Genomic DNA, 6,191 nt, shown 5'->3' on the forward strand with positions numbered 1-6,191 from the left:
TAATAAATTATATATATTTAAAAGTCTCATTTTTACTGAAAATGCGGCTTTTAAACTCTTATTATTAATTATATACTCGTATAACTATTAATATATATTATACCTTAACAAAATATATTCTTTATGCACTTTTAACTTTGAAAATCTTATCTAATACAATTTTTAAAATATCACTATTTATCATATCTTCATCCCAGCATCTAATATCAAGATATATATTATCTGAAACAATTATTAAAGAATTACCATACTTATTAGAATATATAGTTATCCCATCTTTAGAATACTCTGTTTCCACTTCCTTATAAGATATATCTTAATTAAATCTCTATAGCACCTATTATTGCCAGTTAATCATTATAATAATGTCTATACTAAAATTAATCAAAAGGCTATTTACATAAAATAAAGGAGCTTTGCACTAATTTTTAGTGCAACAGCCCCTTTACTTTACTTTGTAGCTTTGCTATCAGTTCCTTTAAGCATTTCTCCAATTGCTGCAATACTACCAAGTGAAGATAAAGTTTCATTTGGTAATATAAGCTTATTAGCTGGATTGTTAGCCATTTCTTTAAGAGCCTCTACTTGTTTAAGTGCAATAACAGTTTCATTAGTTCCAGATTCTATTATTGCTTGATTAACCTTCCTTATAGCTTCAGCTTCGGCAATTGATATTTCTTCTATGGCTTTTGCTTTACCTTCAGCTTCAAGTAATTGAGATTCCTTTAAACCTTCTGCTCTTCTTATATTAGCTTCTTTTTCAGCTTCTGCAGCAAGTATCTTTGCTCTCTTTTCACCTTCAGCCTTTTCAATTTGAGATTGTCTTTGACCTTCTGCTTCAAGAATCATAGCTCTCTTATTTCTTTCTGCTTTCATTTGCTTTTCCATAGCTTCTTGAATTTCTGTTGGTGGTATTATATTCTTAATTTCAACTGAAAGAATTTTTATACCATATGCATCAGTAACTTCATCAATTATACTTAAAAGATCTTGGTTAATCTTATCTCTACCTGATAAAATTTCATCTAAAGTCATATTACCTAAAATGTTTCTCATATTTGTTGTTGCTGAATATACTATACCTGATCTAAAATCTTCTATATTATATACAGCATCTTTTGCATTTAAAAGTTTATAGAAAATAACATTATCAACTGATATTTTAACATTATCCTTAGTGATAACTGATTGTGGTGGTACATCTAAAATTTGTTGTTTTGTTGAAACTTTCTTTCTAACAAAATCTACAAATGGAATCATAAAGTGCCATCCTGGTTCTAAGGTTTTATGATATTGACCAAATCTTTCTACTACATATAAATATCCTGTATTTACAATCTTTATTGATGATAAGATTATAATTAAAATGAAAAATACTATTACCCCTGCTATAACAAGTCCTATTATTTTATCCATTTAAATTTCCTCCTCTTTTTTTATAATTAATTTTATACCCTCAATTCCTATAATCTCAAAATTTTCTCCTCTTTTAATTTCTTCTCCTTTGTTTAACACAGTCCAATAAATTCCGTCTACTTTAACTTTTGCTTTTTCTATTATGTCCTCTTCGGCTTTCATTACTCTTCCAATATAAGTTTCTTCCATTAATGGCGTTCTTTTAACTGATTTTTTAAATTTCTTTTTTGCCCATGGATAACCAAGTGATACTGTTATTAAATTTATTACTAAGAAAATAATAACTTGAACACCGAAGCTTATTCCAAATAAGTCTGCTATCATAGCTGCAATTGCCCCTATAGTAAACCAGGCAAACAAAAAATTACTTGTTGCTATATCTATTATAATTGCTATCGCTGCAATGATAATCCAAATAATTACTGCACTCATATTTTCCCCCTCCTTTTTTATATTATTATATCATTAATTAGTAAAAATTTGAAATCAAATGATTTACGGATTTATTATATTATACTATATAACTCTTTACAATACTATTTTTATCCTTTTATATAGTAATTATAACTATTTATTACTTGTTTTTATTTCTTTTCTTCTATTATCATTGATTTTCTATAGTTTTCCTTTTATTATTTAAATAGCAAGTTTTGAATTTATTATCTTAAAAGAGTTAAAATATTATTATTAATATTTAGATTGGAGAGATTTTATGGATTTTATAAAAGTTGCTGCTGCATGTCCTATTACACGTGTTGCAGATATTCAATATAATTTAGAAAATATCTTTTTATGCATTGAAGATGCCTATAAGAATGGAGCTAAGGCAATTGTATTTCCTGAGCTATGTGTTACTTCCTATAGCTGTGGAGATTTATTTATGCAATATAGCCTTTTAGAAAAAGCTAATTTAGCAATTTCAAAAATAGTAGAAAAAAGTTCTAACTTAGATATGCTAATAGCTGTAGGTGCTCCTTTAACCTTTAAAAATTCATTATTTAATTGTGCTTATATAATATTTAATGGAAAAATTCTTGGTATTGTTCCAAAATCATATATACCTAACTATAGTGAATTTTATGAAAAACGTTGGTTTAGTGAAGGATTAGGAATAATTAATGAAAAAGTAGACCTTGAATTCCAGAAAGATATACCATTTGGAACTAATTTAATTTTTAAATCTGGAGAATACTCTTTTGGATTTGAAGTATGTGAAGATCTTTGGGTAACTATACCGCCAAGTTCTTACCTTTCACTTTTAGGAGCAAATATTATAGGAAATTTATCTGCTTCTAATGAATTAGTAAGTAAAAAAGATTATAGAGAAACTTTAGTTTCTAACCAAAGTGCTAGATGTATGTCTGCATATATTTATTCTTCAGCTGGAGTTCATGAATCTACAACAGATATATTATTTAGTGGACATTTATTGATCTCTGAAAATGGAACTATGCTTAAAGAAAATGAAAGATTTCAAAGAGATAACCAAGTTATTTATTCATTTATAGATGTATTTAGACTAAATAGTGAGAGACTGAAAAATATAAGTTTTAGAGATGCTTCAAGAATTATTCCTTTTGATGCAAATATTATTAATTTCGAATATAAAGAAAATAAATTAAATAGTTTTGATAGATATATAGATAAACATCCTTTTGTTCCTGCTAATGCTAAACAAAGAGAAGAAAGATGTAAAGAAATATTTAGCATTCAAGCTGCTGCACTAGCTAAAAGAATGGAGCATACCAATCTAAAAAAAGCAGTTATCGGAATTTCTGGTGGCCTTGATTCAACATTAGCTCTATTAGTTGTAGTAAAAACCTTTAAGCTTTTAGGAATTGATAATAAAAATATAATTACAATAACAATGCCAGGCTTTGGTACAACAGATAGAACATATAATAATGCATTAACATTATGTAAGGAGCTTGGTTGTGATTTAAGAGAAATTAATATAGTAAAAGCAGCATTGCAACACTTTGAAGATATAGGTCATGATAAAGATATCCATGATGTAACATATGAAAATGTTCAAGCAAGAGAAAGAACTCAAATACTTATGGATATAGCTAATAAAGAAGGTGGATTATTAATTGGAACCGGAGACCTTTCAGAACTTGCTCTTGGATGGTGTACTTATAATGGAGATCATATGAGTATGTATTCTGTTAATCCATCAATTCCAAAGACTTTAGTAAGATACCTAGTAAGATATGTTGCTGAAAAAGAATCTACTAAAGAAGTATCTGAAACATTATTAGATATTTTAGATACTCCTGTTAGCCCTGAATTACTTCCAAAGGGAGATAAAGGAGAAATAACTCAAAAAACTGAAGATATAGTAGGACCTTATGAATTACATGACTTCTTCTTATACCACTTTATAAAAAATGGTTCTTCTAAAGAAAGAATTAAATTCTTAGCAGAAGAGGCCTTTAAAGAAGATTATAGTAAAGAAGAAATAGAAAAATGGTTAGATAAATTTATTTATAGATTTTTCACTCAACAATTTAAAAGAAGTGCATTACCTGACGGTCCAAAGGTTGGTAGTATATCTTTAAGCCCTCGTGGTGATTGGAGAATGCCTTCTGATGCATCCTTTAATTCTTTTAAATAAGAAAACAAGTTAAAAAATACCTATTTCATAATGTAAAATAAAGAAATTAAAAATGTAGAATTAAGAGTTTATTCCTTAATTCTACATTTTAATTTTAAAGTTATTTTATATAATATATATTTTTATGCTGGTTCTATATCTGCTTCACTTTCTTTTCCTTCAACTTCTTCATTAAAATTAATTGAAAGTAATGACTTTTTATATAAGCCCATAGTAATAACCATAATTACTGAAGAAATTAAGAATATATTAGATACACTTATTTTATCAAAAAGATATCCATATATCATATTACTTAGTGGCATTGCAATCATGCATCCTGTCCCCATAACTGTTGATACTCTGCCCATAAACTCTAATGGTACAATATACTGAAAATATATATTTATAAATGTATTTGCAAGGCCTATATAAAGACAAATAACAAAAGTAATTAATAGCATAAGTAAATATAAATAAATAATACTATTTTCTATTTCTACAAATGATTTAAATGCTACAATTGCATAACTTGAAAGAACTGCGGAACTTATTAATAAACTACTATATAAATTTTTCCCTATAGAATTCTTTTTAGAAAGCCATCCTATAAGAAAAGATGCTACTATCATTCCTATAACCCCAACAGAGTCAACTATTCCATATTGAAAATCTGAAACTTTTAAAATAATTTTACTAATATAAGTACTTCCTACAGTAAAAGATCCAAATGCAAAATTCAAAATTATTGCTAAAGTAACTATATTTATAATATCTTTTCTTTTTACTATAAATCCTATCCCCTCTTTAAATTCATCAATAAAACTATTAAAAGAAAGTTTTTCTCTTTTTTTAGCATTCCTAGGTATAACTAAAAACACCTCTGAAAGTGCTGATAAAAAGAAGGAAATTGAATTTATTATAAAAACGCCTTCTAATCCTAAGCTCCCATAAGCTAGTGCAGCAATACCTGGTGATATAACACTTCCAATAGACATCAATAAGGAATTTAAAGAATTTGCTTCTACTAAATCTTCCTTTTTTGTGATAGTTGGTATTATTGTTTGCAAAGTAGGACTATCTATAGTTGATATTACAGAAAGTATTATAACTAGAATATAAATATTAGTTAAAGATATTTCACCTGTTATAAAATAACTAACTGCAAAAATAGTTACTACAATACCACTTATTAAATCTAGTACTATGAGTATATTTTTTCTATAAAACCAATCTACTATAACTCCAGCAAATGGTCCTAAAAGAAGTTGTGGAATAAGTGCAATTGCAAGGATAGATGCAAATTTAGTTGCTGATCCTGTTGTACTTAAAACAAACAGAGATAATGCAAAGCTCTGCATATTAGAACCAATTAAAGATGTAATTTTCCCAAACATTAAAAGTGAAAAGTTTTTTTCTTTCAAAAGATTAAATTTCATATTTACCCCTTTTCTACACAATTACTGTGTAATACCCTTTTATTATTATTTTTATATTTTTACTAAAACATAAGTTCCATCACTAGCTTCTACTTCAACTAATGTTAATCCTTTGTAACTTTTCAACTCCTTAATTGCGTATATAATAAGATCCATATCTATATAATTCATATATTCCATAAGGTCTTTTTTATCATTATTAGCTTTACCATGTTTACTATATTCTTTAGTTATAAATTTTGAAAACCTAAGTCCACTAGTTAAAATAAACATAGGCACATATAATTTTATATTTCTATCCTTTGACTTTACTACTATCTTCATTTACCATACCTACTCAATTACAACCCTAACAACATCTCCATCACTTGAATCTACTGTAACTATTTCCCCAACCATTTCATTTTCTAATGCTGCTATTATTGTTTCAATCAACACTTCAAAATCTATACCTTCCATATCAACATTTTTAATTGGTAGTTTTCCTGTTGCTTTAAGCACTGAGGTTATAACAGCTATAGGTAAGTTAACATTTACCTTATCTCCATCTGAAGAGTCAACTTTTATTTTAAGCATTCTTTTATCATAATTCTTTTCTACTATTTGTATAGCTTTTTCTTCTTTTTTGTACATTACATCAATTAACTCTGCACTTTTTTCTACATTAAGCTTACCTTCTGATAACATTGTTAAAATTTTTATTAAATCATCTCTCATTTTATTACCCCCATATATTTATT

7 protein-coding genes are annotated in these 6,191 nt (G+C 27.0%); 1 reads left to right on the top strand and 6 read right to left on the bottom strand.

The genetic code is table 11. The features are described from left to right. Positions 1–121 precede the first annotated feature (121 nt). The 3 genes from ACQRD5_RS16505 to ACQRD5_RS16515 all read right to left on the bottom strand — a co-directional run bounded on the left by ACQRD5_RS16505 (position 122) and on the right by ACQRD5_RS16515 (position 1,848). Positions 122–298 carry a hypothetical protein gene (locus ACQRD5_RS16505; protein WP_320627887.1) on the bottom strand — a complete coding sequence of 59 codons (177 nt, stop codon included), beginning with the start codon at positions 296–298 and terminating at the stop codon, positions 122–124. A gap of 152 nt (positions 299–450) precedes the next feature. After that, a complete protein-coding gene (locus ACQRD5_RS16510) occupies positions 451–1,416 on the bottom strand; it encodes an SPFH domain-containing protein (RefSeq protein WP_320627886.1) in 966 nt (321 codons plus the stop codon). Further along, positions 1,417–1,848 carry an NfeD family protein gene (locus ACQRD5_RS16515; RefSeq protein WP_294365201.1) on the bottom strand — a complete coding sequence of 144 codons (432 nt, stop codon included), beginning with the start codon at positions 1,846–1,848 and terminating at the stop codon, positions 1,417–1,419. A gap of 280 nt (positions 1,849–2,128) precedes the next feature. Between ACQRD5_RS16515 and ACQRD5_RS16520 the strand changes: the two genes are divergently transcribed. Then, positions 2,129–4,033, top strand: a complete 1,905-nt coding sequence (locus ACQRD5_RS16520; protein ID WP_427747070.1) for an NAD(+) synthase — start codon at positions 2,129–2,131, stop codon at positions 4,031–4,033. A gap of 122 nt (positions 4,034–4,155) precedes the next feature. Here the strand turns inward: ACQRD5_RS16520 and ACQRD5_RS16525 are convergent, their stop codons facing one another. Genes ACQRD5_RS16525 through ACQRD5_RS16535 form a run of 3 tightly spaced genes read right to left on the bottom strand, consistent with a single transcriptional unit; the run spans position 4,156 to position 6,168 of the window. Further along, positions 4,156–5,451 carry an MFS transporter gene (locus ACQRD5_RS16525; RefSeq protein WP_427747071.1) on the bottom strand — a complete coding sequence of 432 codons (1,296 nt, stop codon included), beginning with the start codon at positions 5,449–5,451 and terminating at the stop codon, positions 4,156–4,158. A 51-nt stretch (positions 5,452–5,502) separates the two neighbouring features. Then, a complete protein-coding gene (locus tag ACQRD5_RS16530; protein ID WP_294363801.1) occupies positions 5,503–5,775 on the bottom strand; it encodes a hypothetical protein in 273 nt (90 codons plus the stop codon). A gap of 9 nt (positions 5,776–5,784) precedes the next feature. Beyond that, a complete protein-coding gene (locus tag ACQRD5_RS16535; protein WP_294363800.1) occupies positions 5,785–6,168 on the bottom strand; it encodes a hypothetical protein in 384 nt (127 codons plus the stop codon). Positions 6,169–6,191: the final 23 nt, after the last annotated feature.

This window comes from Clostridium sp. SGI.024 (assembly GCF_050315195.1).
Classification (GTDB): Bacteria; Bacillota; Clostridia; order Clostridiales; family Clostridiaceae; genus Clostridium.